This window comes from Yinghuangia soli, from assembly GCF_021502675.1.
Lineage (GTDB): Bacteria > Actinomycetota > Actinomycetes > Streptomycetales > Streptomycetaceae > Yinghuangia > Yinghuangia soli.
In genome coordinates, this window is record NZ_JAKFHA010000029.1 from 1 (window position 1) to 24,636 (window position 24,636).

The window sequence follows — 24,636 nt, forward strand, 5'->3', positions numbered from 1 at the left end:
CACCCAGGCCGTGCTCGCTCTGGCCCGCCGACGCGTGAACGTCCTGTGGGCCCTCATCCGTGACGGACGGTGCTACCAACACGAACTCCCGGTCACATCAGCGGGTTGACAACAGCATTAGGAGGTGGTCAAGGGCGCGCGGGTTCGGGGGAAGGCGTGGCCGCGGGCCGCGGTGGCTATGGCCAGGGCGGTTGCTGCTGCTGGGAGTGCCACCCACGGGAGTGCGGAGGCGCCTGCGTCGGTGCGTTCCAGGACGACGCCTCCGAGGAGCGAGCCGGCGGCGATGCCGATGTTGTAGACGGTGGCCTGGAGCGCTGTGGCCATGTCGGCTTGTGCCGGGCCCGACGCGTTGACGAGTGCGGTCTGGATCAAGGTCGGCGCGGCGCCGAAGGCCGTTCCCCAGAGGGCGGTTGCGGCGAGCAGGATCGTGGTGTTGTCGGAGCCCGAGGCGCCGAGGGCAGCCATGACTGCGGCGACTGCGGCCAGGGCAACTATCAGCGTCGGGCGGAGGCTGCGGTCGGCGAGTGTGCCGGCTGCCCAGATTCCGCCGACGGTTGCGATTCCGAAGATCAGAAGCACCAGGCCGGGGCCGACGGCACCGGCAGTCTTTGTGAACGGCGCGAGGTAGGTGTACAGCGTTTGGTGCGCCAGGAGGAGGGTGAGCGTCACGCCGAGGATCGGGCGGATGCCCGGTGTGGCGGCGATGCGGCGCAGGGGCAGGCGGTCGGCGGGCGGCTCGCCGGGGAAATTCGGGACGGTACGCCGGACCCAGAGGGCCACGGCGAGGCCGAGGACGGCCAGCCCGCCGAAGACGCCGCGCCATCCGATTGCTGTGCCGAGCGCTGTGCCTGCGGGGATGCCGGCTGCCAGGGCGACGGTGATCCCGGCGAGCACGACGGCGATCGCGCTGCCGCGCCGCTCGGCGGGCACCATGCGGGCGGCGTACCCGGCGAGCATTGCCCACATCGTGCCGCCCATCGCCCCCGCGACCAGCCGGGCGCCGAAGGTCAGCGGGTACGACGCCGACAGGGCCGTCACCGCATTGCACAGCGCGAAGCCGAGGAGAGCGCCGATGAGTACTGGGCGGCGAGGCAGCCCGCGCAGGGCAGCCGTGAGGGGGATCGCGGCAGCGAACGACGCGGCCGCGTAGGCGGTGACCAGGAAGCCGACCCGGCCTTCTGAGACCCCCAGGCCCGCGCTCATCTGGGGCAGCAGACCGGCCGGGAGGAGCTCGGTGAGTACGGCAGTGAAGGCTGCGGTGAAGAGCGCGAGCAATCCCGCCCAGGGAAGGGTGGGGCGAGATGCGACGGGAGGGGAGGACGCCTTGCGGGCGCTGCGCGAGGGGTCGTGCGGCGGCGTGGGCGGAACGTCGGGCAGAGCTGTCCGGGCTGCGGGCGCGGGCCCGCCCCTGGGGGATGACGCGGTCGGCATGCGACCATGCTTGAACCTTCACATCAATGTGAAGGCAAGCGGCGGCCCGGGAGCCTGTGGGGAGCGTACCCGGGGCGGTGGCCGTGAGCGGCGGCCACGAGCGGAGGGAACGGGATGCGGATCGGCGAGCTGGCCCGGCGTACCGGGGTTCCGACCCGGATGCTGCGCTACTACGAGGAGCAGGACCTGCTGCACCCGGACCGCTTGGCCAACGGCTACCGCGACTACCCGGAAAGCGCGGTCCACCGGGTCCAGCAGATCCGCGGCCTGCTGGACTCCGGCCTGACCACCGAGATCATCCGCAACGTCGTCCCGTTTCTGAACCGCCCTGACGAGATCCACCTGCACCCCGACTGCCTGACCGCGGAGACCGCGGCCCTGCTGCGCGGCGAGGCGGACCGCATCCAGGCCCGGATCGACTGCATGGGCCGCAACCTGTCGGCGATCCGGGCGTATCTGGCCGCAGTACAGCCGGGCGCGGGGGATGGGCCTCCGGCCTGAGCAGCGCATCGGGTATCGGCGCGCTGGGCCGCGGCGACCGACGGGTCGTTGCCGACTGGGAGCCCGCATGAGCCGCGTCGGCCGGCGGGATCCGGAGGGCGCGACCTGGGTCGAGCAGGCCGGATGAGCCGGATAGGTGCCGTCGGCGGCTTCGGCCGAGGGGCCCTCGATCCGGTCAACCCGCGAGGTGCCGGGCCAGCAGCGAGAAGCTGGAGTCGAAGCCGGCGTGCGCATGCGGGCCGCGGAACTGCTCGGGGACGTTCGTCTGGTGCAGGGTCAGCCGGCAGCGGCCGCCGCCCAGGTCGGTCAGCGTGATCTCCTGCTCCATCGCCTCGCCGGGCACATGGAACGCGAGCCGCTCGGGCTCCTCGATGGCCAGGAAGGCGCCCGCGAACGGGATCTCCATCTCGCCCATCACCATGGTCAGTTCGAACCGTCCGCCCTTCTCCGGCTCGACGGTGACGCTCTCGCGCGGCACGGTCAGACCCTCGGGAGCGAAGAAGTTCGCCAGTTGGTCCGCGTCGGTGTACGCGGCGAACACGGCCTCGCGCGGCGCGTCGAACTCGCGGACGAAGGTGACGTTCCCGTCGCCGTTGTCGGTCATGGCGGTGGTGAAGGGGGTCTCGGTCATTGCGGGCTCCTTGGGTGTGTTGCGCTCGTGCGTGCTTCTTGCGGGGGTAGACCCCGGCAAGGCGGCGGACTCATCGGTGCGGCGGAAAGAACTTTTCCGGCCGCCCCGACGCGCACGGCTGTGCCGCCGGGGGCGTCTCCCGCGGCACGCCGTCTGAGCGCACGATTCAGTGCACTGCCGCCGGACGGGACGCAGCCGCCTCCCAGGCCGCCCGGCTCGGGCCGTCCGGCGGGGGTACCCGGCCGTCGCGGTCGGCGAGCCACCGGGCGACATGGCTGCGGACCTCGTCCGTGCCGTACGCCTGCTCGGGCAGCTCGATCAGATGCCGGACCCGGGAACGGGCACGCATCACCACCGGGTCTTCGAATGCGCAGGCGGCACGTGCGGCGCGTTCGAGGACCGCCGGGCTCGGCGCCTCGTTTTCGGGTGCCACGCCGAGGCTGCCTGCCAGTGATTTGTCCGCGGCCACTTGGATGTCGAACCACGGCCGCAGCGTGGCCTGCGCCCAGGAGTGGTGGCGGCGCGCGAAGCCTTCGGGGTCTTCGGTTGCCTCCCCGGCGTGCCCGGCGACCCACTCGGCTTCCCGGAGCGCGAGCGAACAGCCCTGGCCGAGCGTCGGGTTGGTGTGCGTCACCGAGTCCCCGACGCCGATCAGCCCGGTGACCACCGGACCGCCGCCGTCGACGAGCGACGTCCAGCGGTTGTCGAGCCCGGCCATCGCATACACCCGGGACAGCGGTTCGGGGTCCGCTGCGAGCCAGGCCGCTGCGGTCGGGAACAGCCGGGCCACCGCCTCGAACACCGCCGGATCGCGTAGTGCGCCGCGCGTGGGGTCGAGGGTGGGGACCATGAGGGCGATCGCGAACACGTCGCCGTCGGACGGAAAGACCAGCGCGGAGGCGAACGCCGACACCGACGACAACCGCATCCCGCCGACCTCCGGACTCGGCCCGCGCAACCGGTACCAGCGGCACAGGTAGGCGATCCCGGTGCGGTGGCTCTCCACGACCGGCGGACGGGTCCCCGCGTCGGCGAGCAGACCCGGAATCGGGGAACGCCGTCCCGCGCAGTCCAGGACCAGGTCCGCATGGTGTACGCCGTGGGCGGTCCGGACAGCGGTCACGTGCGGAACATCCTGTGCGGTTCCGTCGGTTCCGCCAGTTCGGTCGTTGTTCGGCCAGGTGACCTCGAGGCCCGTCACCGGGTCGCCGAGACGCAGGCTGATGCCGTTCTGCTTGGCCATCGCATCGGCCAGCGCCGCCTCCAGGAGGATCCGGCGGGACCGTACGGTGATCAGGTCGGCGTCCCCGGGACGCGCCGGCGGATGGCTGCTGAAGCAGTCGAACTCGTGGTGCTCGCGGGAGCCGGCCTGCAGCATCTGTGCGTAGACGTCCGGAGCTTCCTCCCGCAGCACGGTACGGACCGGAGCCAGCAGGCTGTGCGGCTGAACAGCCTGCGGGACGCCGGGGCGCGGCCAATCGAAGAACTCGGCGCTTGTCGGCCGCCGCGCCGCGCGTTCCCCTTCGCGCTCGAACACCGTGACATCGTGGCCCCGCCGCGCCAGGAACAACGCTGCGGCCATGCCCCCGATCCCGCCGCCGACAACTGCAACGTGCACGACGTGCTCCCTTGCTCCGCGTTCCGGAAAGCCTGTCGAGGCGGTCCGGACAGCGGCAAGGGCAAAGTCCATCGCATCGGCGGAGCCGGGCGCGCTGGTGGCTGCGGGGGATCCTGCGGCCTGCGTCGGGTGCGTGGCGTGCGTGGGGTGGCTGGGGTGCGGTCAGGCTTTGCCGGTGGCGTACCAGTCGCGCACCTGCTCGGGGAAGTCCGGGGCCCGCTCTTCGACCTTGCCGCGGATGTCGGCGATGGTCTGCGCGGCGAGTTCGCGGCGCCAGGCCAGTTCGGCGCGCCGCATCGCCTCGTCGATCAGGCACGGCGACGGATCCTCGGCCTGGGACGCCGCGTGCGGCCCCTGGCGGCGGATCTCCGTGCAGCGGAACGCGTCCTCGGGTCCTTCGATGGCGGCCACGACGTCCATCAGGGTGATCCGGGCCGGTGCCTTGGCCAGCCGGAAGCCGCCGCGGGGGCCGGGGGAGGAGGACACGATCCCGGCCCGCGCGAGGGCCTGGAGCTGCTTGTTGAGGTAGGCGGTCGGAAGGTCGTAGAAGGCGGCCAGCTTGGCCGCTGTGACGGCCTGGTCAGGGCCGATCCAGGAGAGATTGACGCAGCAGTGCAGGGCCCACTCGACGCCTTCGTTCATCCGCATAATCTGGATGGTAGATATCCAGGTAGCCGACCGCAAACGCGCGGTCGGCAGGCCGCACGAGTACGGCGCGGCCGGCGCGGGGCCGGCCGCGCCACCCGCTCCGCACGATGGTCCGAACGACAGCGCCTGGTGATGTGCCAGTCGGAGCCCTTGAACCGGTGGATGGCGGGGGTCAGCTGCCGGCCAGGGCCCGCCCCGCGTCGCGGGCGAGTTCCAGTGCCCGGGAGTGCTCCCCGGCGGCGAGGTCCTGGAGCGCCTCCATTCCGGGTGTGGTGGCGGCGAGGGTGAGTTCGCGCTTGACGAGGGTCAGGTCGGCCTGCCAGACGTCGCGGACGACGCGCTCCAGGTAGGGCGTGGAGTGGTCCCAGCCGTCGCGCGGGGTGCCGGGTCCGTAGCCGCCGCCGACGGTGGTGACGAGCACGGTGGGCGTGTTCTTCAGCAGCGGCGTGGCCGGGCCGGCGCCCGCGATCACCAGGTCGACCCAGGTCTTGAAGTGCTGGGAGACGCCGTAGTTGTAGAGCGGTACGGCCAGGATCGCGGCGTCGGCGCCCTCCAGTTCCGCGGCCAGCTCGGCCGCGAGGGCGAGTGCCTCGCGGTGGCTCTGCGTGCGCTCCCCTTCGGGCGCGAACGCGGCCATGGTGGCGTGCGTCCAGGCGTCGGCGGGCAGCGGGGCGGTGCCCAGGTGCCGGCGGGTCACCGTGCCGTCGGGGTGCGCGGCGCTCCACTCGCGCTCGGCGGTGTCGGCGATCTCCGCGCTTGCGGAGGTGGCCGGGAAGAGGCTGGCGTCGAGCCGGAACAGGTTCATGGGTCTTGTCTCCTCGTGAAGCGGCCCGCACGTGCGGGCCCAGGGATCGGCGACGCGGCCGGACAGGCTCGGCCGCCTGCCGTCGTCGCGTGCCACTCTAAACGGACTTTACCCCGCTTAGGCTTCCCCGGGTAGATTTACCCTCGTGAACAGCCCTCTGGTGCCCTTTGGCAGACCACGCGGCGAGCGTGCGGACGCGGCGCGCAATCGCGAGCAGTTGCTGGAGACGGCCCGCGCGATGCTGGCCGAGCACGGCGCGGCCAAGGTCACCATGGACGCCCTGGCGGAACGCGCCGGGCTTGGCAAGGGGACCGTCTTCCGCCGCTTCGGCACCCGCGCCGGGATCTTCCAGGCGCTGCTCGACGACGACGAACGCCGGTTCCAGCAGCTGGTCCTGTCCGGGCCGCCCCCGCTGGGCCCGGGAGCGGACCCCGCGGCGCGCCTGATCGCGTACGGCCGCGCCCGGACCGCCTTCCTGCTCGACCACCACGCCATCGCGCGGGCGGCCCTGGACCGCAACCAGCCCGTACCGGCCGGGGATTCGCTGACCCGGCTGCACATCCGCATGCTGCTCGGCCGCCTCGACCTCGGCCTCGCCGACCTGGACAGCCTCGCCATCCAGCTCACGGGCGCTCTCGAAGGGCCGCTGCTGCTCTACCTCGCCATGGCCGAGTCGGAGGAACGACCGGTCCCCGTTGCCGACCACCCGCTGGCGGACGCGTGGCAAGTCCTCGTCGAACGCCTCACCTCGGGCGCCGGACAAGCTCCGAAAGACACCGCGTAGTTCCGAAAGACCCCGCGTGGTCCTGGAGCGCCGGCTCAGTCGTAAGGGGTCGGGTCGGTGCCGCCGGCCGGGGTGGCGGCCAGTTCGGTGCGGAGCCGGGTCAGGGCGCGGTGCAGTTCGCGTTCGGCGCCGACCGGCACTATCGCTGCGCGGCCCGGCACGCGGACTCCGCCGGTCAGCGCGACCCGGGTGCCCGGGGTGCCGTCGGGGAGGGGCTCGGCGGCCATGCCGATCACCAGGAACCGGCTCTGCAGCCAGCACCAGCCGGGGCGGACGACGCCGTGCAGGCGGGCCCGGAAGCCGAACCGGCTGCGGGCGTACGCCGTCACGCGCTCGCCTTCGCGATGCGTCACCCGGAGGTCGCGCATGTCCGGCTGGAACCGGCCGAAGCCGCCTTCCAGGTCGCCCATCACCAGCCATACGTCCGCGAAGTCGCCGGGCACGACGTCTGCCGCGATCCGCGCGCCCGGGATACCGGACACCATGACCTCCAGCCGGCCGACAGCCCCCAGTACCGCGTCGGACTCGTGGGCTGCAGGCTGTTCCGGCCCGCCCCCGGCCGAGGTGTCGTTCATCGGGTCCACATCCTTCGGAATCCGGCCCGGGCGCGGTGCAGCCGGGACTTGACGGTGCCTTCGGGCACCCCGAGCAGGGCGGCCGCCTCGCGTTCGTCCAGGCCCTCGACATCGCGCAGCACCAGGACGGCGCGGTGTTCGGGGGAGAGCCGGGCCAGGACGTCGGCGATATCGGCGGCGAGGTGGGGATCGTGGGAGCTCGTGCCGTGATCGTGACCGTGGCCGCGGCTGTGCCCGGAGCCGAGTTCTGCGGTGACGGCGGTGGTGCCCGACGCGGTGAAGTCGGCCGGCTCCACCGGAATGTCGCGTGCATCGCGCCGGGCGATCCGGACCGCTTCCCGGACCGCGATGGACCGGACCCACGCATAGAGCGCGTCCGGCCGATCCAGCGAGCGCAGCGCGCGGAAGACCGCGACCAGCGTTTCCTGGACTGCGTCCTGACGGCTGCTCAGGGCGATCGGATTGCAGATCGACGCGACGTAGGGGATCAGGTGGTCCAGCAGGTCGTTCATCGCGATCGTGTCGCCGCGCCGGGCCTGCCCGGCCAGTTCGATACCGCGGGCCCGGGTCTCGGCATGCCGGTCCGCGCCGGGGTCCGCCCGTGCGGCCGAGGGCGTTTGGTCCGCGGTCCGTTCGTCGCTCACGGCGCTGATCATGCCTCCTGGCCCGTGGCTCGGGCGGGCATCACCCCCCGCGCCGAGCCATGCGTCGACCGCGGCGCCGTGCCGTGCACGGTCCCGGGCGCCGACCCGTGCGACGGGCTCGGCGTCACTCCGCGCCGGCCGCCCGCGGCGGCGAGCCGGGCTGCCGCGTATCCGAAGCCCACGCAGACAGGCGTGTAGAGGGCCAGGTTGAGCCAGTAGAAGGTCGTGTCCGAGTCGGCGCCGATGCCGAACGCCCAGCCGACGCCCGCCAAGGCGCGCACGGTCATCCCCGCGGCGACTCCTGCGGTGGCCAGGCGTGCTGCGGAGCGTACGAACGGGCCGCCGAGGCTGCGGGAGTACGCGAACACGCCGAGCGCTGCCGTGCCGAGCACCGCGCACAAGGGCAGCAGTATCGGCGGAGTGAAGGGGACGTCGGCGTTGAGGAGGCCGTACGACAGCCCCTCGGTCGTCTCGGCGGGCCAGGTGGCGCCGGTCGCCCAGAAGGCGTGCAGCACGGCATCCGCCGTGAGCAGGGCGGCGACCGCAGTGCCGAGACGTCGCGCGGTGGCGGCCGCGAGCGGGGCGAATACGTCGACCATGGTGTCTCCTCGTTCCGAGTTCGAGTGCCGAGACCCGGTCTCGGCGTGGCGAGCCGAAGCGGGTGTCGGTGGGAAGAGGAGGCGTAGCGGCGGTTCGTTCCCTGCGAGTTTCGGGATTCTTTTGGCGAGGCGGATGAGGTGGACGCGGCGGACGAGGCTGGGCTGTGCAGGCCCGGTGACGCGGCGGTTCGGCGGCTGGATGGCTGGGTGGCCGGGCAGCCTCGGGTCAGGAGAGGTGCCGCCGGGCCGCGGTCGCCGGGCCGGACGGCAGGTCGGCCAGCATCGTGAGCTCGGTGCGCACGCGCGCGAGTTCGGCAGGGTCGAGGTCGGCGTACACGAGTGCGTCGCCGTGTGCCGGCGCCTGCGCCACCAGTTGCCCGTCCGGTCCCCAGAACGCGCTGCCGCCGCTTGCGTCCCAGGAACCGGCGGGTCCCACGTGGTTGGCCAGCAGCGTGTACACGGTGTTGTCGATGGCGCGGGCCGGGAACCAGGTGCGGTACTGGAGTTCGCCGCCCCCGCGGCTGAACAGCGCGCCGACCAGGTACGCGTGGCAGCCGTCCAGCGCCGCGGCGCGGGCGTGTTCGGGGAAGCCCGAGTCGTAGCAAATGCCCAGCCCGAGGCGCCATCCCCGCAGCTCGAACGAGCAGACGGTCCGGCCCGGCACGTAGTAGTCGACCTCGGTGGCGAAGAGGTGCTGCTTGTCGGCGCGGCCGAGGACCGTCCCGTCGGTGCCGAAAACGAGCGCGGAGATGAGGAGTTCGGTACGCCCGTCGCCGGCGGGGTCCGGATCCGGCTCGTCGTCCGCGCTGCGCCCGGCGACCGCCGCGCCGACCACCGCAGCGGCGCCCGTCGTCCGGCAGGCCTCGGCGATCGGTGCCAGGCGCGGGTCGGTCTCGGTCACCGCGTACCTCGCGGGGTCGGAGACGATGAGGGCCGGTTCGTACCCGGTGAGGATCTTCTCCGGGAACACCACGAGCGCGGCGCCCTGCGCCGCCGCCTCGCGGATCATGCGGGCCGCGGTCGCGACGTTGGCGGCGACGTCGCCGCGGACGGACGACGTCTGAGCTGCGGCTATCCGCAACGGGGTGTCCGGAAGCCCGGTGATGATCTTCATGGACGGCCAGCTTATCGAGCGGCGGGCACCGCGTACCGGCCCGATCGGACGGCTCCTTAGACTCCCGGCATGCTCATCGAACCGCGTGACTTCACCGACCCGGCTGTTGTCGCGTTGGCCGCCGAAGCGGTCGCCGAACTCGACATGCGCTACCCCGAGGACGCCGACAAGGGCCGCCCGCTGGACCCGTCCGCGGAGTTCCTCGTCGCGGTCGGCGACGACGGCACCGTGCTCGGCATCGGCGCGCTTGCCCGCATCGACGACGAGACCGCGGAGATCAAGCGCATGTACGTGCCCCCGGCCGGGCGCGGCCAGGGCGTCGCCAAGCAGCTGCTCGCGGCCCTGGAGGCCCTGGCGGTCGAACGCGGCGCGCGGCGGATCAAGCTGGGCACCGGTACCCGCCAGCCCGAAGCGATCGCGCTGTACGGCAAGCACGGGTACATGGAGATCCCGGTCTACGGCATCTACAGGACCAACCCGCTGTGCGTGTGCTTCGGCAAGGACCTGCCGGGGCCGAGCGCGGCCTGAGCACCCCGCCCGGCGGCGCTGCCGTCGTCCGCGGGCTGTCCCGCACCCGCCCCCTGGCTCGTACAGTGGCCGGTATGCCGATGCCTTCCGACCTGGACCTGCGCAAAGTGCGGGTGCTGCGCGAGCTGGACCAGCGCGGCACCGTCTCGGCGGTCGCCGAGGCACTGCACCTGACGCCGTCCGCGGTCTCCCAGCAGCTCACCGCGCTCGCCCGGGAGACCGGCGTACGCCTGCTCGAACCGGCCGGCCGCCGGGTCCGGCTGACCGGCGCCGCGCGCGTCCTGCTCCGGCATGCCGACCAGCTGTTCGCGCAACTGGAGCGGGTGCACGCCGATCTGGCGGCGTATCAGGAAGGCGGTACGGCCGAGGTACGGGTCACCGCCTTCGGGTCGGCGATCACCGGGCTCGTCCTGCCCGCGGTGCGTGACCTGCGCGAACGCCGCCCCGGGCTGTCGCTGATCCTGCGCGAGTCGGAGCTTCCCGAGGGCCATGTCGGCCTCGTGCACGGCGAGATGGACATCGCGATCGTGATCGCCGCGCCCAACGGCCCGGCCGGGGACGATGCGCGTTTCGCCCGCGTCCCGCTGCTGGCCGATCCGCTGGACGTCATGCTGCCTGCCGACCACCCGCTGGCCCGGTCGCGGTCGATCGCGCTGACCGACCTGGTCGACGAGGCGTGGGTGACCGGGTCGGTCGGCGCGTGCAGCCACCTGACCGCCACGGCCTGCGCGGCCGCCGGGTTCGCACCGAAGGTCGTGCACCGGGCCGACGAATGGACGACCGTGTTCGGACTGGTCGAGGCGGGCCTCGGTATTTCGCTGGTGCCGCGGCTGGTCACCGCCCGGGTGGGCCAGATGATCCCGCAGCGGGCCGGCGGCGTGGTGATCCGCGAACTGGCCGGGGTACCCCCGCAGCGGCACATCGCCGCGTACGTCCGCAACGGCTCCGAGGAAGCGCCGCATCTCGCCGTGGTGCTGGACGCGTTCGCGGCCCAGGCCGCCCGGGTCCGGACCGGGCGGCCGATGGCGGCGGTGGCCGCGGGGGCCTGAGCACTCCGTACGGACCGGCCTGCCCGGCAGCCCGGACCCGTGCGCGGCCGGGGTCAGCCGGCCGCGACCACCTCGACCTCGACCAGCCAGTCGTCCTCGAGGTGCTGCACGATGACGGCGGTGGTCGGGACCGGACGGCCCTCCAACGCGGCGACGCGCGCCGCGGCATTGGCCTCCGCGTGCGCCGGGTCGCGCAGGTAGCTGGTCAGCCGGACGATATTGGCCGTGGTCATGCCCGCCGAGGCGAGGATGGCCCGGATGTTGGACCAGATCAGCTCCAGCTGGACATCCAGATCGGCCCCAGGCTTGCCGGCCGGGTCGAGGCCCATCGTGCCGGAGACGAAGAGCAGGCGCTCGGCGCTGCGCACCTCCATCGCGTGCACGTAGTCGTCGGTCGTGGCGTAGACGCCGTCGGCGGGGTCGTGCGGCACAAGTTCCATGGCAGTTGCGGACCTTCCCGTCGGATCGCGCGGCGATCACGGAAGCAGTGGACGGGGGCATGCTGCGCGCGGCTCCGGCGGCCGGTCAACGGGATATCCGCACGGCGCGAGCAGGCCCGACCTTTCAGTCTTTGCTTAACGTTCTCCGGTGGATTTTGTCGATGGACGTAAACAGTCCGGGGCCGCCAGGCTGGACTCCGAAGGGCGGCGCGGCGGGCGCGCGGCCCAGGCGAGGAGGAGCCGGACATGGTCGGGACCGTGCGATGGGGGAGCCTGGCGCGGGTCGCACTGCTCGCCGCCATCTGGGGCTCCAGCTTCCTGTGGATCAAGCTCGCGCTGCGCGGCTTCTCGCCGGTGGAAGTCGCCCTGGTGCGGATCGCCCTCGGCGCGGCCACGCTGCTCGCCATCAGCCGGGTGCGCGGCATCGGCCTGCCGCGCGGGATGGGGACCTGGGGTCATCTGACGGTCGCGGCGTTCTTCAACAACGCCCTGCCGTACGCCCTGTTCGCGTTCGGCGAGGAGACCGTGGACAGCAGCGTCGCCGGGGTCATCAACGCCACCACGCCGCTGTGGACGATGCTGCTCGCCGTCCTCGTGGGCAGCGGCAAGCGGCTCGGCACCGGCCAGGTCGCCGGACTGTTCCTCGGCTTCGCGGGCGTCATCCTGATCCTCGCGCCGTGGCAGTCGGCCGGGGCTTTCGGCGCGGGCGCCGCGATGATCATGATCGCCGCGTTCAGTTACGCGATCAGCTACCTGTACCTCGAACGCTTCCTGTCCGGCCGCGGCCTCGACCCGATCGCCATGTGCGGCTCGCAACTCGCCGCCGCGACCGGCCTGCTGCTCCTCGTGCTGCCGTTCAGCGGCGATCTGGCCGTGCACGCCCGGCCGGACGCGTTCGCGGCCATCGCCATCCTCGGCGTCCTGGGCACCGGTATTGCGGTGGTCATCAACTACCGGCTGATCCTCGACGACGGGGCCGCGGTCGCGTCCTCGGTCACGTACCTGCTGCCGCTCGTGTCCGTTCTGCTCGGGGCGCTGGCATTGGGCGAGGGCTTCGGGCTGCGGATGGCGGTGGGGATCGCGGTCGTCCTGGGCGGTATCGCGCTCAGCCAGCGGACACCCAAGGACGATGCGGACGCCGACGGGGGCCTTGCCGACGATGCGGCTGCCGCGAGCGGCGCCGGCCTCTCGGGTGAAGCCGCCCTCGCAGGTGAAACGGCAGGTGAAGCCGCAGGTGACGCGCACGACGCCCGCGCCGGGGCGCCGAAGCAGGCAGTTGTCGGAGCAGGCACATAGGCTGCCGGGGCGGCCGCCGGGACAGCCGGCGCCCGCCCCGCAGTCCCGCTCGTCCGACGAAAGGCCCCCGGTGTTCGCTCTGCACGCGCTCTGGCGCGCGGACCGGACGCTCGCGGTCTGGGGCGAGGACGCCCGCCCGGCCGATGCCCCCGCCGCTCTGCCCGGCCTCCCCGGCCCGCCTGCCCTTCCCCGCCTTTCCCTGATCGCCGATGCCCCGGGTCCCGACCCCTCCGGGGCATCGGGCATGTCCGGGGACAGCCCCGAGGCCCGGCCGCACCCCTTCGCCGCGTCCGGCCAAGTGCTCGCCGAGCTGCTCTCCGGCGTCGGCCCGGGCCTCGAATGGCTCGTCGGGTACGCCCGTCCCGCGCCCCTCGTCATCGACCTCCCGACCCTCGCCGGCACCGCCCCGCAGCCCTCGCCCGAACTGCCCGGCGAACCGCTGCGCGGCCCCCGCCCCGACCTGGCCCTGCGGCCATGGCAGGTGCCCGCGCTGGTCTTCGGCGCCGACGAGGCGGCGCAGCTGCTGGGGGCTCTGTACGACCCGCGGCATGCCGCGCTGCGCACCGAACTGGCCGCGGAAGGCGCGGTCGACGTCCCGTACGGAGCTTCGCTGCGCTGGCTGACCGGCGTGCACGACCTGGCCTGGCGGCTGGTCGGACGCGGCCGCGTCCTGCCCGGGCTGGCCGACGAGCGGGACGGGCCGGACGGGCCCGAAGTCCCGTACGCCCGCTGGCGCCCGGCCCCGGCCGAGGCCGACTGGCAGCTCATCCGGGACCTGGCTGCGGCCTGCCCGCCGGTCTGCCGGGCCGAGCACCGCGGCCCCGACGCCGAGGCGGTCACCGCCACCGCGCTGGTAGGGGACCTCCTGGAGACCTTGGCCGACCGCGAAGTGCGGGCCGCGCTGGAAGGCCTGCCGCCGCTGCTTCCGGCCGGGCGCCCGCCGCGGCCGCCCGCGACGGCCGCGGAGCACTGGCTTGCCGCACTCGGGGCCTCCGACGGGCGCTTGCACGGGGTCGGCCGGGACAGCGGATCGATCGAGGAACTCGGCCTGCTGCGGGCGGCGTTGACGGACTGGCACGGGTCGGAGGCGGTGCCGCAGCGTGCGTTGCGTACCTGCTTCCGGCTCGTCGAGCCCCTCGGGCCCGACCCTGCCGACCTCTACGGCGGCACCACGGACGCGAATTGGCGCGTGGACATCCTGCTGCAGGCCCCTGACGAGCCGTCGCTTCTTGTCGAGGCCGCCGAGGTGTGGACCGCGGGGCCCGTGCTGAACGTCTTCGAACGCAAGCAGTACCAGCCGCAGGATGCGCTCCTCGCCGACCTGGAACGCGCCTCCCGGGTTTGGCCGGTGCTCGACGCGACCCTGCGCGAGGCCCGCCCCGCGCAGGTACGCCTGGACCGGGAGGGGGCCCTCGGGTTCCTGCGCGACGCCGCCCCGGTGCTGGCCGCATGGGGCTTCGGCGTGCTGCTGCCGACCTGGTGGCAGCACCCGCCGAAGGTGGGGCTCATGCTGTCGGCCCGCACTGCGACACCGGGCGTGGTCTCCGGCGGCAGCCTGCTGGACCAGGACGCCGTCGTCTCCTTCGAGTGGCGCGCGGCGCTGGGCGACACTCCGCTCACTTCCGCGGAGCTGCGCGAACTCGCCGCGGCCAAGCAGCGGTTGGTGCGGTTCCGCGGCCAGTGGACCGAAGTCGACCAGAAGGCCATCGCGGCGGCCGCGGCGTTCATCGCGCGCGACGGGTCGGGCACGATGACGGCCGGGGAGGTGCTGCGTACGGCGATCGATCCCGGGGCGAGCGCCGCCGGGCTTCCGGTGTTCGGCGTCGACGCGGACGCCTGGCTCGGGGAGTTGCTCGCGGGCGCGGAGGCGGTACGGGAGCGTCCCGTGCGTCTCCCGGACACCTTTGCCGCCGTGCTCCGGCCCTACCAGCAACGCGGCCTGGAATGGCTGGTGTTCCTCGCCCGGCTCGGAGTCGGAGCGGTGCTCGCGGACGACATGGGGCTCGGGAAGACCGTCCAGACCCTGGCGCTGCTTGCGGTCGAACATGCGGAACACGCGGAGCACGCGGCGCACGCGGAAGAGGCGGGAGGGGCGGAAGCGGCGGGAGAAGTGGGAGAGGCCGACGGCGGGCCCGGGCCGACTCTCGTGGTCTGCCCGATGACGCTCGTCGGCAACTGGCTCCGCGAAGCCGAACGCTTCACACCGACCCTGCGCGTGCACGTCCACCACGGCGCCGACCGCCTCGCCGAGGGCGTACTGCCGGGCGCGGTGGCCGCCGCCGACCTCGTCGTCACGACGTACGAGACCGCGCACCGCGACGCCGAAGCCCTTGCCGGGGTGGCCTGGCGCCGCATCGTCGCGGACGAGGCACAGCACATCAAGAACAGCGCGACCCGGCAGGCCCGGGCCATTCGCTCGCTGCCGGCCGGGCACCGGATCGCGCTCACCGGAACGCCGGTGGAGAACCGGCTCGCCGAACTGCATGCCGTCCTCGACTTCGCCAACCCCGGACTCTTCGGCAGCGCCGAGCAGTTCAAGGCGACCTTCGCGATCGCCATCGAACGCAACGGCAGCGAAAGGGCCTTGGCCGCGCTGCGCCGGGTCACCGCACCGTTCGTGCTGCGCCGCCACAAGACCGATCCGGCCATCGCCGCCGACCTGCCCGCCAAGCAGGAGATGACGGTGCTGTGCCCGCTGACCCCGGAACAGGCCGGGCTGTACCGGGCGGTGGTCGCGGACATGAACCACCGCATCGCGCACACCGCGGGCATCGAACGCCAAGGCCTGATCCTCGCCACGCTCGGCAACCTCAAGCAGATCTGCAACCACCCCGCGCAGTTCCTCAAAGAGCGCCGCACGCCCTTCGGCGGCCGTTCGGGCAAGGTGGAACGCCTGGTCGGGGTGCTCGAAGAGGCCCTTGCCGAGGGCGACAAGACACTCTGCTTCACGCAGTACGCGCAGTTCGGCAGCCGGCTGCGCGACCACCTCGCGGACCGGCTCGGCGTCGAAGTCCTCTTCCTGCACGGCGGGATCACGGGACGCAGGCGCGACGAGATGGTCGCCCGGTTCCAGGAGGGCGACGGCCCGCGGATCTTCCTGCTGTCGCTGAAGGCGGGCGGCACGGGGCTCAATCTGACCGCGGCCTCTCAGGTGGTCCATGTGGACCGGTGGTGGAATCCGGCGGTCGAGGACCAGGCCACCGACCGGGCGTACCGTATCGGTCAGGAACGGCACGTCCAGGTCAGAAAGTTCGTGTGCGTGGGCACCGTCGAGGAACGCATCGACGCGCTGATCGCGGCGAAGCGCGGCCTCGCGGCCTCGGTGGTGGGCGGCCCCGGGGGAAGCGCCGCGGGGGAGGGCTGGCTGACGGACCTGTCGGCGGAGGCGCTGCGCGAACTGGTCGCACTGTCGGAGGAGGCGGAGGCATGACGGACCACGGGGGCGCCCCGGCCGGGCCTGATCCGGACGGGCCGCTGAGTGCCCGGGTGGCGGATTTCTGGGGCGGCGGGCCGGTGCCGGCGGCTCCGGACGTACCCCTCGAACCCGATCCGGCGGTCGCTGCCCTCGGGCAGCCGGCCCTCGTCGTCCGCGGACGGAATTGCGCGGATCTTGTGCGCCCGGCGTACCGGGCGATGACCTCCCGGTGAGTCGCGGGTGACGACACGGGAAGATCGTGGTCGGCCCGCGCACCTTGCGGGCCGGAAAAACGTAAGGAGCTTTCCCATGTCCGCCGAGTCCGTCCGCATCCGGCCGGCCCAGCCCGCCGACCTCGAATCGGTCGCCGCCATCTACGCGCACTACGTCCACGAAAGCGTCGCGACCTTCGACGAAGTACCGCCCACCGCGGAGGATTGGCGGGCCAAGGCCTACGACCTGCACGCGCGCCGGCTGCCGTTCCTCGTCGCGGAGGTGGACTGGGCGGTCGCGGGCTTCGCGTACGCCGCCCCCTGGCGGCCCAAGCCGGCCTACCGGCACACCGCGGAGGACACCATCTACCTCGCGCCCGACCACGCCGGGAAGGGCCTCGGACGCGCACTGCTCGGGACGCTGCTGCCGCTGTGCGCCGACGCCGGGATCCGCCGCGTGCTCGCGGTCATCGCGGACGGCGGCGACGAGAACACCTCGACGCGCCTGCACAAGTCGTTCGGCTTCGTGGAGGCCGGCCGCCTGACCGCGGTCGGCTACAAGCACGAGCGCTGGGTCGACACGGTGCTGTACCAGCTGGAACTCCAGCCGCGGCAGCCTGCGTCCGGCGAGTAGCCGGCTCCTGCCGCATCAGCCCCGGGTCTCGATCCGGAACACCGGGTAGCCCGGGGCGATGCGCAGCAGGTCCTCGTCGCTCGACGACGCGTCCACGCCGTCGAAGAAGACGCCGACCTCCCACTTCCAGCGCTTCAGGTACGCGCGCAGGATGTCCGCCTTGTCGGCGTCCGCGATCTCGGTGTACGTGAACGCCTGCGCACGCTTGCCGACCCGCAGTTCGCCGCCGTCGGCGGCCCGCAGGTTCCGCACCCACTGGGTGATGCCGCGCGGCGCCACCAGGTACTCCGCACCCTCGTGCGTCAGCAGGTTGACCGGGGTGGTCCGCCACTCGCCGGACTTGCGGCCGCGGACCGCCAGGACGCGGCTGCCCCACATGCTGAGACCGCGGCGCGTGAGCCAGGCGATCGTCGTGTTGAAGACCAGGGTGGGACGGCCGGGCTCGATGTAGCGCATGGGGTTCTCCGTCGTCTCGGCACCGCGGTCCGCGGCGGGGGCGGGCGCGGGGGCGGGGGCGGTAGTCGCAGCTGCTGCGGCGATCGCAGCGGACTCGGCGGACTCGGCGGTGAGTGTGGCGTCGGCGTGCGCAGTCATGGTCGTCTCCCGGTTTTTTCAGGGGCTGCGTGAGCCCCGCTCCTTTTCGAGAGCACCGCTCTCGTCTGAGATCAGCTTGCACCATCGCCTCGCTCTCACGCAAGAGCACTGCTCTCGTTTTTGTGCGCCGCTCACTTCTCTGTCAGAATTCCCCTATGAACGCGAGCCGCACCGCCCGTGACCGGGCCCGGGTCGAGCTGACCCGGGAGATCAAGGAGACCGCCCGCCGGCAGCTTGCCGTCGAAGGCGCCCAGCGCCTGTCGCTCCGGGCCGTGGCCCGCGAGCTGGGCATGGTCTCGTCCGCGCTCTACCGCTATTTCCCGAGCCGCGACGACCTGCTGACCCAGCTGATCATCGACGCGTACGACGGCATCGGCGGCGCCGCCGAGCAGGCCGCCGCCGCGCTCCCCGCGGACCGCCCGCAGGCCCGCTGGCACGCCCAGTGCACCGCGATCCGCGCGTGGGCCCGCGCCAACCCCCACGAGTTCGCCCTCGTCTACGGCACTCCCGTACCCGGCTACGAGGCCCCCGAGGACACCGTCGCCCCGGCCAGCCGCGTGCCGATCGCCCTCCTGGGCACCCTGCGCGATGCCGACGCCCTCGGCCTCCTGGCCGGCCCGGCCGACGAACTCCCCGCCGGGCTCGCCGCCCAGGCCGCGGCGATCACCGAGGCCACCGGCGTATCGCTGCCCGCGGCCGTCACCGTCCGGGCGGTGATCGCGTGGTCACAACTGTCCGGCATGATCAGCTTCGAACTGTTCGGCACCTTCGCGGGAACACTGGAGCCGGCCGACGCATTCTTCGAGGCAGCGGTCGCGCGGATGTCCGACTTCGTCGGGCTCCCGCCCGCCGCGTGACCTCGGGATACGCAGGCCCCACCGCCGGGACCGGCCGTCCCGCACCGGCACCGCAACGCCCGCACGACGCCCCGGGAGCGCCAAGAGCATGACCGTGAGCCAGCAGACCCCGCCCTCGGCCGGCGGCTTCGAGGTACGCCACCTGCCGATAGCCGACCCCGCCGCCGAGCCGCTGCTGCGCTCGCTGGGCGAGGACTACATGGCCCGCTACGGCGAACTCGCGGCCGGCGAGATGAGCAGCATCCCGGACGGCGAATTCGACCCGCCGGACGGCGCCTTCGTCATGCTCTTCGAGAACGGCGAGGCCGTCGCGGGCGGCGCGTTCCGCCGCTACGACGACAAGACCGCCGAGTTCAAGCGCATCTGGACCCACCCGGACCACCGGCGCCGCGGCCTGGCCCGCAAGGTCCTCGTCGAACTCGAACACGCCGCCGCAGCCCGCGGCTACGCCCGCATCTACCTGACCACGGGCCCCCGCCAGCCCGAGGCCGTCGGCCTGTACCTGACAACCGCGTACACGCCACTCTTCGACCCCGAGAACCCGCCCTTCGCCCCCCTCGGCTTCGAGAAGTCCCTGCCCTGACCCACAGGCACAAACCGGCGCCCCCGGCTCACTCCGTGCACCACTGTCGGACGGCCCTGGGGGCGTCATTCGCGCAGCCAGGGCGTCAACTGTCAGGCCGGGGACGTCCTCTTCGCGACCGCGACGGATAGCGGTTCAGTCCGCTGCCCCTCCGGCGTCCGTGCTCTGCGATACGGCCAGACTGTGCGTCCACCTGCCGTGGCCTGCGCGTATCAGGGGGGCCTTGCCTGGGCCGCGCGTCCGCACCGGCACTGCCATAGCCTGGGCCGCACGCGCTGTGGGCGGTCCGCGGCGGGACGGGGCATGGCGCATGTGCACACTTGGCGCGGAGTACCACGCCGCCGCGGTCGCGGCGTTCATGGCGGAGTTCCCGCACCTAGTGGACTCGTCGTCAGCGGAGCATCCGTCACTGGCGGGCTGCGAGGACGTCGCGTGGGCGGACCTGCATTGGCTGTCATCCGCACGTGCCGGTGCTGCTGCGGGGGGTGTTGGACGCGGACGCCGCGCCAACGAAAGTGCCATTCCCTGGCCTTCGCCCGAGCAGCAGAAGCGCGACGAGGCCGCCTGCCGCGCGGCGTTTGCTGCGGACGCGGAATGGGTGCGCCGGCTCCTCGACGACACGGCACTGTGCGCCGCGGCGGACCTCGCCCCGGACGACCTCGCAGCCTTGGCCGCCCTGGCGACGTAGGCACATCGCCGCGATCTTCCGGCCCGGCCGTGATTCGCCGGACAGGTTTCAGTCCAAGCGGTGGATGGTGAAGCCGGCGCTGATCAGGAAGCGGCGGGAGTCGCGGCTTTGCTGGTCGTACACGCCCATGCACGTGCGGGCTACTTGCTTGACGGGGTAGTGGTACCCGCCGATCACCATAAAGTACGTCGTGATGCGGTCCGGGGCGATGCCGCGCATCCGGGCCTCCACATCCGCCCGACTGAAGTCGTACGCCTCGCCGCGGTACCTGAAGACCATCGCAACTTCCCCCGATCACCGCGGTTGCCGCCGACGTCGCGTCGTTCGGCATGCTCCGGAGACTGTCGCGGACGATGCTTCGACGCGTGCGGTCCAGTACAGCGCAGTCTCGTCGGCAGGACGTGCCGAACAGCGGTACGCGACTGGCCCGCGCTCCGGATTGCGGCGGCCGGATGCCCGGACGCCGCCCGAGATGAGGGCAGTTCACCGCGCGGCCGTACGAAGCGAGCCGCCATACGCTCTCGGCGGGGTCCGCGGGTGTGGGCGGACCCCGCCAAAGAAGGCGTCAGCCCAACTGGCGCATGACCTCTGCGGCTACCAGTTCCAGGTGGTCCAGGTCCGAGAGGTCCAGGATCTGCAGGTAGATGCGGGTCGAGCCGACCTCGGCGTAGCGGCCGATCTTGTCGACGACCTCGGCGGGGGTGCCGGCCAGGCCGTTCTCGCGCAGTTCGCCCGGCTCGCGGCCGATCGCCGCCGCGCGGCGGTTGATCTCGGCCTCGTCCCGCCCGACGCACGCCACCAGGACGTTCGAGAACGTCATCGTGTCGTGCGCGCGGCCTTCGACATCCATCGCGGTGCGGACGCCGTCGATCAGCCGGGTGGTCACCTCGGGCGACGAGAACGGCACGTTGAACTCGTCCGCGTAGCGCGCTGCCAGCCGCGGGGTGCGCTTGCGGCCGTGGCCGCCGATCAGCACCGGCGGCCGCGGCTGCTGCACCGGCTTGGGCAGCGCCGGGGAGTCGGCCAGCGTGTAGTGCTTGCCCGCGAAGTCGAACGTCTTGCCCTCGGGCGTCTCCCACAGCCCCGTCACGATCGCCAGCTGCTCTTCGAGCCGGTCGAACTTGTCCGCCGGGAACGGAATCCCGTACGCCGTGTGCTCCTCCTCGAACCAGCCTGCGCCCAGGCCCAGTTCCACGCGCCCACCGGACATCGCGTCCACCTGCGCGACCTGGATGGCCAGCACCCCGGGCAGCCGGAACGTCGCCGCCGTCATGAGCGTCCCGAGCCGGATCCGCTTCGTCTCGCGCGCCAGGCCCGCCAGCGTGATCCACGCATCGGTGGGCCCGGGCAGCGGATCGCCGTCGCCCATCCGCAGGTAGTGGTCGGAACGGAAGAACGCGTCATAGCCCAGCTCCTCCGTCGCCTTCGCGACGGTGAGAAGCGTGTCGTAACTGGCGCCCTGCTGTGGTTCGGTGAAGACACGAAGATCCATTCGAACAATCTAGCCACCGCCGCGGCCGCCCGACCGTCCGCCATTCCCACCCGGACCGGGCTTCCGCGTCTGCTGCGGCGCCGCAGGGGATCAGAGGAGGTCGATCTCGTCCGGCGTCGCGCAGTGGACGTATTCGCCGATGCGGACGATGTAGCCCTTCGGGGGCTCGAAGGGAGTGGTGCACCAGATTCCGGTGACTTCGCCGTGGGACTCGGTGGGGTCGGCCGGGTCGGTGCGGAGGCGGACGCGGGTGCCTTCGGGGAGGTCGCTGCGGTAGCGGGGCGGCATGTCAGGGCGCAGGCTGCCGAGGGAGGCCAGGAATTCCGGAGGCAGGCGCCAGGGGCTGCCGTCTTCGGTCTCGACCGCGTAGAAGAGGCGGACGGTCCCAGGCTCGGATCCGGGGCAGGGGGACATGCTGCCGTAGGGGGTGGGTCAGGTGGCGGTGGGGCGTTCGGCTTTGGCGGCGATGTCGGCCAGGTCTTGGCGCATGGTCTTCGCGACCGCCTTGGCGCCCAGCTTGGCGAAGAGTTTGTGGAAGACGCCGGGCTTGGCGCCTGCGGGAGTCGCGCCGAAGGTCATGCGGAGGACGGACGTGCCTTCCGTGTCCGGAACCACGGTGAACTCGGTGACGTAGTGCATGCCGTGCGAGTCGGCGTTGGCGACGTACCGGTGGGGCGGCTCGCATGCGGTGATGCGCATTTCCTCGGATGCTTCCTTGCCGAACATCTTGCGGGTCTCGCGCCAGCGGGTGCCGACCCCGAAGGGTTCCGGAGTGAGGACCTCGACCGTGGAGACGCCGCTGAGGGTGTCGGCGGCGCCGGCGAGGTCGGTCAGCACCTGCCAGACGCGGTCGGGGGAGGCTGCGACCCGGCGCTCGACGAATACCTGGGATTCGGTCATGCCTTCATGCCATCAGACGCGCAAACGATGCGCGCGGCGACACGGCGCGGGTGGTGTGCGGTGCTTGGTCCGATTTCCGCCGGTGCCCGGCGGGCGGCTGGGCGAGGGTGGGGGCATGGACGGGACGCAGCAGATGACTCTTGCCGTGCACGCGACGGACGGCGGTGAAGGCCGCGGGGTGGACGCGGCGGATTGGGCAGCCGTCGGGCGGGAGCTGGATGCTCAGGGCGCGGCGCTCACGCCGAGGCTGCTGGACGCGGAGGCCTGCCGGGAGATCGCGGGGTTCTACGACCGGCCCGGGTTGTTCCGGAGCACGGTCGATATGGCCCGGCACCGGTTCGGAGCAGGGGAGTACCGGTACTTCTCGTACCCGCTGCCGGAGGTCGTGGCCGGGCTGCGGGCCGCGCTGTACCCGCGGTTGCTGCCGATCGCGCGTGAGTGGGCCGCGCGGCTGCGGCGCCCCGCGCCCTGGCCCGACACGTTGGACGAGTGGCTTGGGCAGTGCCACGACGCCGGGCAGGTGCGGCCCACGCCGCTGCTGCTGCGCTACGGCCCGGGCGACTGGAACGCGCTGCACCGGGACCTCTACGGCGACCTGGTGTTCCCGCTGCAGGTGGTGATCGGGCTCGATCAGGCCGGGACGGACTACGAGGGCGGCGAGTTCATGCTCGTGGAGCAGCGCCCCCGGGCGCAGTCGCGGGGGACGTCGGTCACGCTTCCGCAGGGTCATGGCTTGGTGTTCACCACACGGGACCGCCCGGTCCGGTCGGCGCGCGGGTGGTCCGCGGCGCCGGTACGGCACGGCGTGAGCACCGTGCGGGCGGGCCGGCGGCACGCGTTGGGGATCGTCTTCCACGACGCGCTGTGAGCGGGAGCGCTCACGGTGTGCAGAAGTTCCGTACGTCTCAGAGAGACCCACCGGCCGCGCGCCGCGGTGCAGCCCCGGGCACGGCTTAGCATCGGCTCGACGGGCACAGGGCGGTCTCCGGGAGGTTGCGCATGGTCGGGTCGGGCGGGCCGTACGACGTGGTGGTGGTCGGCGGCGGCCACAACGGGCTGGTCGCGGCGGCGTATCTGGCCCGCGCCGGACGCTCCGTCCTCGTGCTCGAACGCGGTCCCGCGGTCGGCGGCGCGACGGTGTCCAGCAGGCCGTTCACCGGCGTGGACGTGCGGTTGTCCCGCTACTCGTACCTGGTCAGCCTCTTCCCCCGGAAGATCGTCGAGGACCTCGGCCTGCCCATCGAGCTGCGCCGCCGGCGGATCGGCTCGTACACGCCGTTGGGCGAGGGCGGGTTCCTGGTCGACGCCGCGGACCCGGCCCGCACCCGGGCCGAACTGACCCGGTTCGCCGGACGCCGCGAAGCCGACGCTTGGGAGCGGTTCGGTGCCGCGACCGGCCGGCTCGCCGCCCGGGCGTTCCCCTCGATGACCGAACCGCTGCGGTCCCGGGCGCAGTTCCGCGAGCTGGTCGACGACGAGTGGACGTGGAACGCGGTATTCCGCAACCCGCTGTCCGCGGCCGTCGAGTCCGTGTTCGCCGACGACACCGTGCGCGGCGTGGTGGCCACCGATGCGCTGATCGGCACGTTCGCCCCGATGGACGACCCGGAACTGCGCCAGAACCGCTGCTTCCTCTACCACGTCATCGGCGGCGGCACCGGCGACTGGGACGTCCCGGTCGGCGGCATGGGCGCGGTCTCCGGGGCGCTCGCGGACGCGGCCCGCGCGGCGGGCGCCGAGCTGCGCACCGGTGCCGAGGCGACCGCGCTCAGCCCGGACGGCGAGGTCCACTACCGCGCGGGCGGCGAGGAGTTCCGGGTCGCGGGCCGCCGGATCCTGGCCGCCGTCGCACCGCGCACCCTGGACCGGCTGCTCGGCACCGGGTCCGCCGCGCCGGACCCGGAAGGCGCGCAGCTCAAGGTCAACATGGTGCTGTCCCGGCTGCCGCGCCTGCGCGACGCGCGTACCGACCCGCGCGAGGCGTTCGCCGGGACGTTCCACATCAACGAGGGATACGGGCAACTGGCCGACGCCTACGCCGAGGCCGCCGCCGGGCACCTGCCGGCCCTGCCGCCCGGCGAGGTGTACTGCCACACGCTGACCGACCCGAGCATCCTCGGCCCCGGCGAGCAGGCGGCCGGCGTGCACACCCTCACCCTGTTCGGACTCCACATGCCCGCACGGTTGTTCGCCGGCCCGGACGGCGGAGCGCCGGACCGCGCCGCCCAGGACGCGTTCCGGGCGAAGGCGCTGCGCGCCGCGCTCGACTCGCTCGACAGCGTGCTGGCCGAGCCGATCGAGGACTGCCTGCTCCGCGACCGGGACGGCCGGCTCTGCGTCGAGGCCCGCACCCCGTTCGACCTGGAGCGCGAACTCGGGCTGCCGGCCGGGCACATCTTCCACCGCGACCTGTCCTGGCCGTACGCCGAGGACGATGCGGAGGCGGGGACCTGGGGCGTCGGCACCGGGCACGAGCGCATCCTGCTGTGCGGTGCGGGTGCCCGGCGCGGCGGCGGGGTCAGCGGGATCCCCGGCCACAACGCGGCCATGGCCGTCCTGCACGGAGCCGAGCGCTGACCGCGCCCGGCCCGGCGCAGC

General features: G+C 72.8%; 28 protein-coding genes. 13 read left to right on the forward strand and 15 right to left on the reverse strand.

Annotated features, from left to right (window positions below; translation table 11 throughout):
• Positions 1-117: 117 nt before the first annotated feature.
• Positions 118-1,275, reverse strand: a complete 1,158-nt coding sequence (locus LZ495_RS32910) for an MFS transporter (RefSeq protein WP_235056712.1) — start codon at positions 1,273-1,275, stop codon at positions 118-120.
• A 270-nt stretch (positions 1,276-1,545) separates the two neighbouring features.
• Between LZ495_RS32910 and LZ495_RS32915 the strand changes: the two genes are divergently transcribed.
• Positions 1,546-1,932: a MerR family transcriptional regulator gene (locus tag LZ495_RS32915; protein WP_235056713.1), complete on the forward strand. Its 387-nt coding sequence runs from the start codon at positions 1,546-1,548 to the stop codon at positions 1,930-1,932.
• Positions 1,933-2,107: 175 nt separating this feature from the next.
• Here LZ495_RS32915 and LZ495_RS32920 read toward each other — a convergent pair whose 3' ends face one another.
• The 4 genes from LZ495_RS32920 to LZ495_RS32935 all read right to left on the reverse strand — a co-directional run bounded on the left by LZ495_RS32920 (position 2,108) and on the right by LZ495_RS32935 (position 5,634).
• Positions 2,108-2,563, reverse strand: coding sequence for an SRPBCC family protein (locus tag LZ495_RS32920; RefSeq protein WP_235056714.1), 456 nt, complete (start codon positions 2,561-2,563; stop codon positions 2,108-2,110).
• Positions 2,564-2,729: 166 nt separating this feature from the next.
• Entirely contained in the window at positions 2,730-4,181 is a 1,452-nt protein-coding gene (locus LZ495_RS32925) for an NAD(P)/FAD-dependent oxidoreductase (RefSeq protein ID WP_235056715.1), read from the reverse strand.
• Positions 4,182-4,343: 162 nt separating this feature from the next.
• Complete coding sequence (locus LZ495_RS32930; protein ID WP_235056716.1) at positions 4,344-4,829, reverse strand: RrF2 family transcriptional regulator; 486 nt, start codon at positions 4,827-4,829, stop codon at positions 4,344-4,346.
• A 172-nt stretch (positions 4,830-5,001) separates the two neighbouring features.
• On the reverse strand, positions 5,002-5,634 hold the full coding sequence (locus tag LZ495_RS32935) for an NAD(P)H-dependent oxidoreductase (protein ID WP_235056717.1): 633 nt from the start codon (positions 5,632-5,634) through the stop codon (positions 5,002-5,004).
• A 145-nt stretch (positions 5,635-5,779) separates the two neighbouring features.
• On the opposite strand from LZ495_RS32935, the gene LZ495_RS32940 reads away from it, so the two are divergent.
• Positions 5,780-6,418, forward strand: coding sequence for a TetR/AcrR family transcriptional regulator (locus tag LZ495_RS32940; protein ID WP_235056718.1), 639 nt, complete (start codon positions 5,780-5,782; stop codon positions 6,416-6,418).
• 35 nt (positions 6,419-6,453) lie between these two features.
• Here LZ495_RS32940 and LZ495_RS32945 read toward each other — a convergent pair whose 3' ends face one another.
• The 4 genes from LZ495_RS32945 to LZ495_RS32960 form a co-directional block, all read right to left on the reverse strand.
• The gene (locus tag LZ495_RS32945; RefSeq protein WP_235056719.1) at positions 6,454-6,993 is read right to left on the reverse strand and encodes a hypothetical protein; all 540 of its coding nucleotides are present in this window, start codon (positions 6,991-6,993) and stop codon (positions 6,454-6,456) included.
• Positions 6,990-7,637, reverse strand: a complete 648-nt coding sequence (locus tag LZ495_RS32950) for an RNA polymerase sigma factor (RefSeq protein WP_308268677.1) — start codon at positions 7,635-7,637, stop codon at positions 6,990-6,992. The genes LZ495_RS32945 and LZ495_RS32950 overlap by 4 nt, the downstream gene beginning before the upstream one ends.
• An 8-nt stretch (positions 7,638-7,645) precedes the next feature.
• A complete protein-coding gene (locus LZ495_RS32955) occupies positions 7,646-8,236 on the reverse strand; it encodes a DUF3995 domain-containing protein (protein ID WP_235056720.1) in 591 nt (196 codons plus the stop codon).
• 226 nt (positions 8,237-8,462) lie between these two features.
• Positions 8,463-9,350 (reverse strand): carbon-nitrogen hydrolase family protein, encoded by an 888-nt coding sequence (locus LZ495_RS32960; RefSeq protein ID WP_235056721.1) that lies wholly within the window; start codon positions 9,348-9,350, stop codon positions 8,463-8,465.
• Positions 9,351-9,419: 69 nt separating this feature from the next.
• On the opposite strand from LZ495_RS32960, the gene LZ495_RS32965 reads away from it, so the two are divergent.
• Both LZ495_RS32965 and LZ495_RS32970 read left to right on the forward strand, forming a co-directional pair.
• Positions 9,420-9,878, forward strand: a complete 459-nt coding sequence (locus LZ495_RS32965) for a GNAT family N-acetyltransferase (protein WP_235056722.1) — start codon at positions 9,420-9,422, stop codon at positions 9,876-9,878.
• A 74-nt stretch (positions 9,879-9,952) separates the two neighbouring features.
• Entirely contained in the window at positions 9,953-10,927 is a 975-nt protein-coding gene (locus LZ495_RS32970) for a LysR family transcriptional regulator (protein ID WP_235056723.1), read from the forward strand.
• A gap of 53 nt (positions 10,928-10,980) precedes the next feature.
• Here the strand turns inward: LZ495_RS32970 and LZ495_RS32975 are convergent, their stop codons facing one another.
• A complete protein-coding gene (locus LZ495_RS32975) occupies positions 10,981-11,367 on the reverse strand; it encodes a RidA family protein (RefSeq protein WP_235056724.1) in 387 nt (128 codons plus the stop codon).
• 246 nt (positions 11,368-11,613) lie between these two features.
• Between LZ495_RS32975 and LZ495_RS32980 the strand changes: the two genes are divergently transcribed.
• The 4 genes from LZ495_RS32980 (at position 11,614) to LZ495_RS32995 (ending at position 16,924) form a co-directional block, all read left to right on the forward strand.
• On the forward strand, positions 11,614-12,663 hold the full coding sequence (locus LZ495_RS32980; protein WP_235056725.1) for a DMT family transporter: 1,050 nt from the start codon (positions 11,614-11,616) through the stop codon (positions 12,661-12,663).
• Positions 12,664-12,733: 70 nt separating this feature from the next.
• Complete coding sequence (locus tag LZ495_RS32985; protein ID WP_235056726.1) at positions 12,734-16,093, forward strand: DEAD/DEAH box helicase; 3,360 nt, start codon at positions 12,734-12,736, stop codon at positions 16,091-16,093.
• Positions 16,090-16,311 (forward strand): hypothetical protein, encoded by a 222-nt coding sequence (locus LZ495_RS32990; protein ID WP_235056727.1) that lies wholly within the window; start codon positions 16,090-16,092, stop codon positions 16,309-16,311. Before LZ495_RS32985 ends, LZ495_RS32990 begins: the two co-directional genes overlap by 4 nt.
• A 76-nt stretch (positions 16,312-16,387) precedes the next feature.
• The gene (locus LZ495_RS32995) at positions 16,388-16,924 is read left to right on the forward strand and encodes a GNAT family N-acetyltransferase (RefSeq protein ID WP_235056728.1); all 537 of its coding nucleotides are present in this window, start codon (positions 16,388-16,390) and stop codon (positions 16,922-16,924) included.
• Positions 16,925-16,939: 15 nt separating this feature from the next.
• Here LZ495_RS32995 and LZ495_RS33000 read toward each other — a convergent pair whose 3' ends face one another.
• Entirely contained in the window at positions 16,940-17,380 is a 441-nt protein-coding gene (locus tag LZ495_RS33000) for a nitroreductase family deazaflavin-dependent oxidoreductase (RefSeq protein WP_235056808.1), read from the reverse strand.
• 293 nt (positions 17,381-17,673) lie between these two features.
• Between LZ495_RS33000 and LZ495_RS33005 the strand changes: the two genes are divergently transcribed.
• From LZ495_RS33005 to LZ495_RS33015, 3 genes are all read left to right on the forward strand, one after another.
• Entirely contained in the window at positions 17,674-18,375 is a 702-nt protein-coding gene (locus LZ495_RS33005; protein WP_235056729.1) for a TetR/AcrR family transcriptional regulator, read from the forward strand.
• Positions 18,376-18,463: 88 nt separating this feature from the next.
• A complete protein-coding gene (locus LZ495_RS33010; RefSeq protein ID WP_235056730.1) occupies positions 18,464-18,958 on the forward strand; it encodes a GNAT family N-acetyltransferase in 495 nt (164 codons plus the stop codon).
• A 310-nt stretch (positions 18,959-19,268) separates the two neighbouring features.
• Positions 19,269-19,646 (forward strand): hypothetical protein, encoded by a 378-nt coding sequence (locus tag LZ495_RS33015; protein WP_235056731.1) that lies wholly within the window; start codon positions 19,269-19,271, stop codon positions 19,644-19,646.
• A gap of 48 nt (positions 19,647-19,694) precedes the next feature.
• Here the strand turns inward: LZ495_RS33015 and LZ495_RS33020 are convergent, their stop codons facing one another.
• The 4 genes from LZ495_RS33020 to LZ495_RS33035 all read right to left on the reverse strand — a co-directional run bounded on the left by LZ495_RS33020 (position 19,695) and on the right by LZ495_RS33035 (position 22,038).
• Entirely contained in the window at positions 19,695-19,925 is a 231-nt protein-coding gene (locus LZ495_RS33020; RefSeq protein ID WP_235056732.1) for a hypothetical protein, read from the reverse strand.
• 286 nt (positions 19,926-20,211) lie between these two features.
• Positions 20,212-21,138: an LLM class F420-dependent oxidoreductase gene (locus LZ495_RS33025; RefSeq protein WP_235056733.1), complete on the reverse strand. Its 927-nt coding sequence runs from the start codon at positions 21,136-21,138 to the stop codon at positions 20,212-20,214.
• 90 nt (positions 21,139-21,228) lie between these two features.
• Entirely contained in the window at positions 21,229-21,552 is a 324-nt protein-coding gene (locus tag LZ495_RS33030; protein ID WP_235056734.1) for a hypothetical protein, read from the reverse strand.
• 18 nt (positions 21,553-21,570) lie between these two features.
• Positions 21,571-22,038, reverse strand: a complete 468-nt coding sequence (locus LZ495_RS33035) for an SRPBCC family protein (RefSeq protein WP_235056735.1) — start codon at positions 22,036-22,038, stop codon at positions 21,571-21,573.
• 133 nt (positions 22,039-22,171) lie between these two features.
• Here LZ495_RS33035 and LZ495_RS33040 point away from each other — a divergent pair, with 133 nt between their 5' ends.
• Together LZ495_RS33040 and LZ495_RS33045 are read left to right on the forward strand one after the other, a co-directional pair.
• Positions 22,172-22,906: a 2OG-Fe(II) oxygenase gene (locus LZ495_RS33040; RefSeq protein ID WP_235056809.1), complete on the forward strand. Its 735-nt coding sequence runs from the start codon at positions 22,172-22,174 to the stop codon at positions 22,904-22,906.
• A 131-nt stretch (positions 22,907-23,037) separates the two neighbouring features.
• Positions 23,038-24,615 carry a phytoene desaturase family protein gene (locus tag LZ495_RS33045; RefSeq protein WP_235056736.1) on the forward strand — a complete coding sequence of 526 codons (1,578 nt, stop codon included), beginning with the start codon at positions 23,038-23,040 and terminating at the stop codon, positions 24,613-24,615.
• Positions 24,616-24,636: the final 21 nt, after the last annotated feature.

Coding starts and splice junctions, on each gene's coding strand:
- LZ495_RS32915 (WP_235056713.1), top strand. CDS start 1,546: ATGCGGATCGGCGAGCTGGCCCGGCGTACCGGGGTTCCGACCCGGATG.
- LZ495_RS32920 (WP_235056714.1), bottom strand. CDS start 2,563: ATGACCGAGACCCCCTTCACCACCGCCATGACCGACAACGGCGACGGG.
- LZ495_RS32930 (WP_235056716.1), bottom strand. CDS start 4,829: ATGCGGATGAACGAAGGCGTCGAGTGGGCCCTGCACTGCTGCGTCAAT.
- LZ495_RS32935 (WP_235056717.1), bottom strand. CDS start 5,634: ATGAACCTGTTCCGGCTCGACGCCAGCCTCTTCCCGGCCACCTCCGCA.
- LZ495_RS32945 (WP_235056719.1), bottom strand. CDS start 6,993: ATGAACGACACCTCGGCCGGGGGCGGGCCGGAACAGCCTGCAGCCCAC.
- LZ495_RS32955 (WP_235056720.1), bottom strand. CDS start 8,236: ATGGTCGACGTATTCGCCCCGCTCGCGGCCGCCACCGCGCGACGTCTC.
- LZ495_RS32960 (WP_235056721.1), bottom strand. CDS start 9,350: ATGAAGATCATCACCGGGCTTCCGGACACCCCGTTGCGGATAGCCGCA.
- LZ495_RS32965 (WP_235056722.1), top strand. CDS start 9,420: ATGCTCATCGAACCGCGTGACTTCACCGACCCGGCTGTTGTCGCGTTG.
- LZ495_RS32970 (WP_235056723.1), top strand. CDS start 9,953: ATGCCGATGCCTTCCGACCTGGACCTGCGCAAAGTGCGGGTGCTGCGC.
- LZ495_RS32975 (WP_235056724.1), bottom strand. CDS start 11,367: ATGGAACTTGTGCCGCACGACCCCGCCGACGGCGTCTACGCCACGACC.
- LZ495_RS32980 (WP_235056725.1), top strand. CDS start 11,614: ATGGTCGGGACCGTGCGATGGGGGAGCCTGGCGCGGGTCGCACTGCTC.
- LZ495_RS32990 (WP_235056727.1), top strand. CDS start 16,090: ATGACGGACCACGGGGGCGCCCCGGCCGGGCCTGATCCGGACGGGCCG.
- LZ495_RS32995 (WP_235056728.1), top strand. CDS start 16,388: ATGTCCGCCGAGTCCGTCCGCATCCGGCCGGCCCAGCCCGCCGACCTC.
- LZ495_RS33000 (WP_235056808.1), bottom strand. CDS start 17,380: ATGCGCTACATCGAGCCCGGCCGTCCCACCCTGGTCTTCAACACGACG.
- LZ495_RS33005 (WP_235056729.1), top strand. CDS start 17,674: ATGAACGCGAGCCGCACCGCCCGTGACCGGGCCCGGGTCGAGCTGACC.
- LZ495_RS33010 (WP_235056730.1), top strand. CDS start 18,464: ATGACCGTGAGCCAGCAGACCCCGCCCTCGGCCGGCGGCTTCGAGGTA.
- LZ495_RS33015 (WP_235056731.1), top strand. CDS start 19,269: ATGTGCACACTTGGCGCGGAGTACCACGCCGCCGCGGTCGCGGCGTTC.
- LZ495_RS33020 (WP_235056732.1), bottom strand. CDS start 19,925: ATGGTCTTCAGGTACCGCGGCGAGGCGTACGACTTCAGTCGGGCGGAT.
- LZ495_RS33025 (WP_235056733.1), bottom strand. CDS start 21,138: ATGGATCTTCGTGTCTTCACCGAACCACAGCAGGGCGCCAGTTACGAC.
- LZ495_RS33030 (WP_235056734.1), bottom strand. CDS start 21,552: ATGTCCCCCTGCCCCGGATCCGAGCCTGGGACCGTCCGCCTCTTCTAC.
- LZ495_RS33035 (WP_235056735.1), bottom strand. CDS start 22,038: ATGACCGAATCCCAGGTATTCGTCGAGCGCCGGGTCGCAGCCTCCCCC.
- LZ495_RS33040 (WP_235056809.1), top strand. CDS start 22,172: ATGACTCTTGCCGTGCACGCGACGGACGGCGGTGAAGGCCGCGGGGTG.
- LZ495_RS33045 (WP_235056736.1), top strand. CDS start 23,038: ATGGTCGGGTCGGGCGGGCCGTACGACGTGGTGGTGGTCGGCGGCGGC.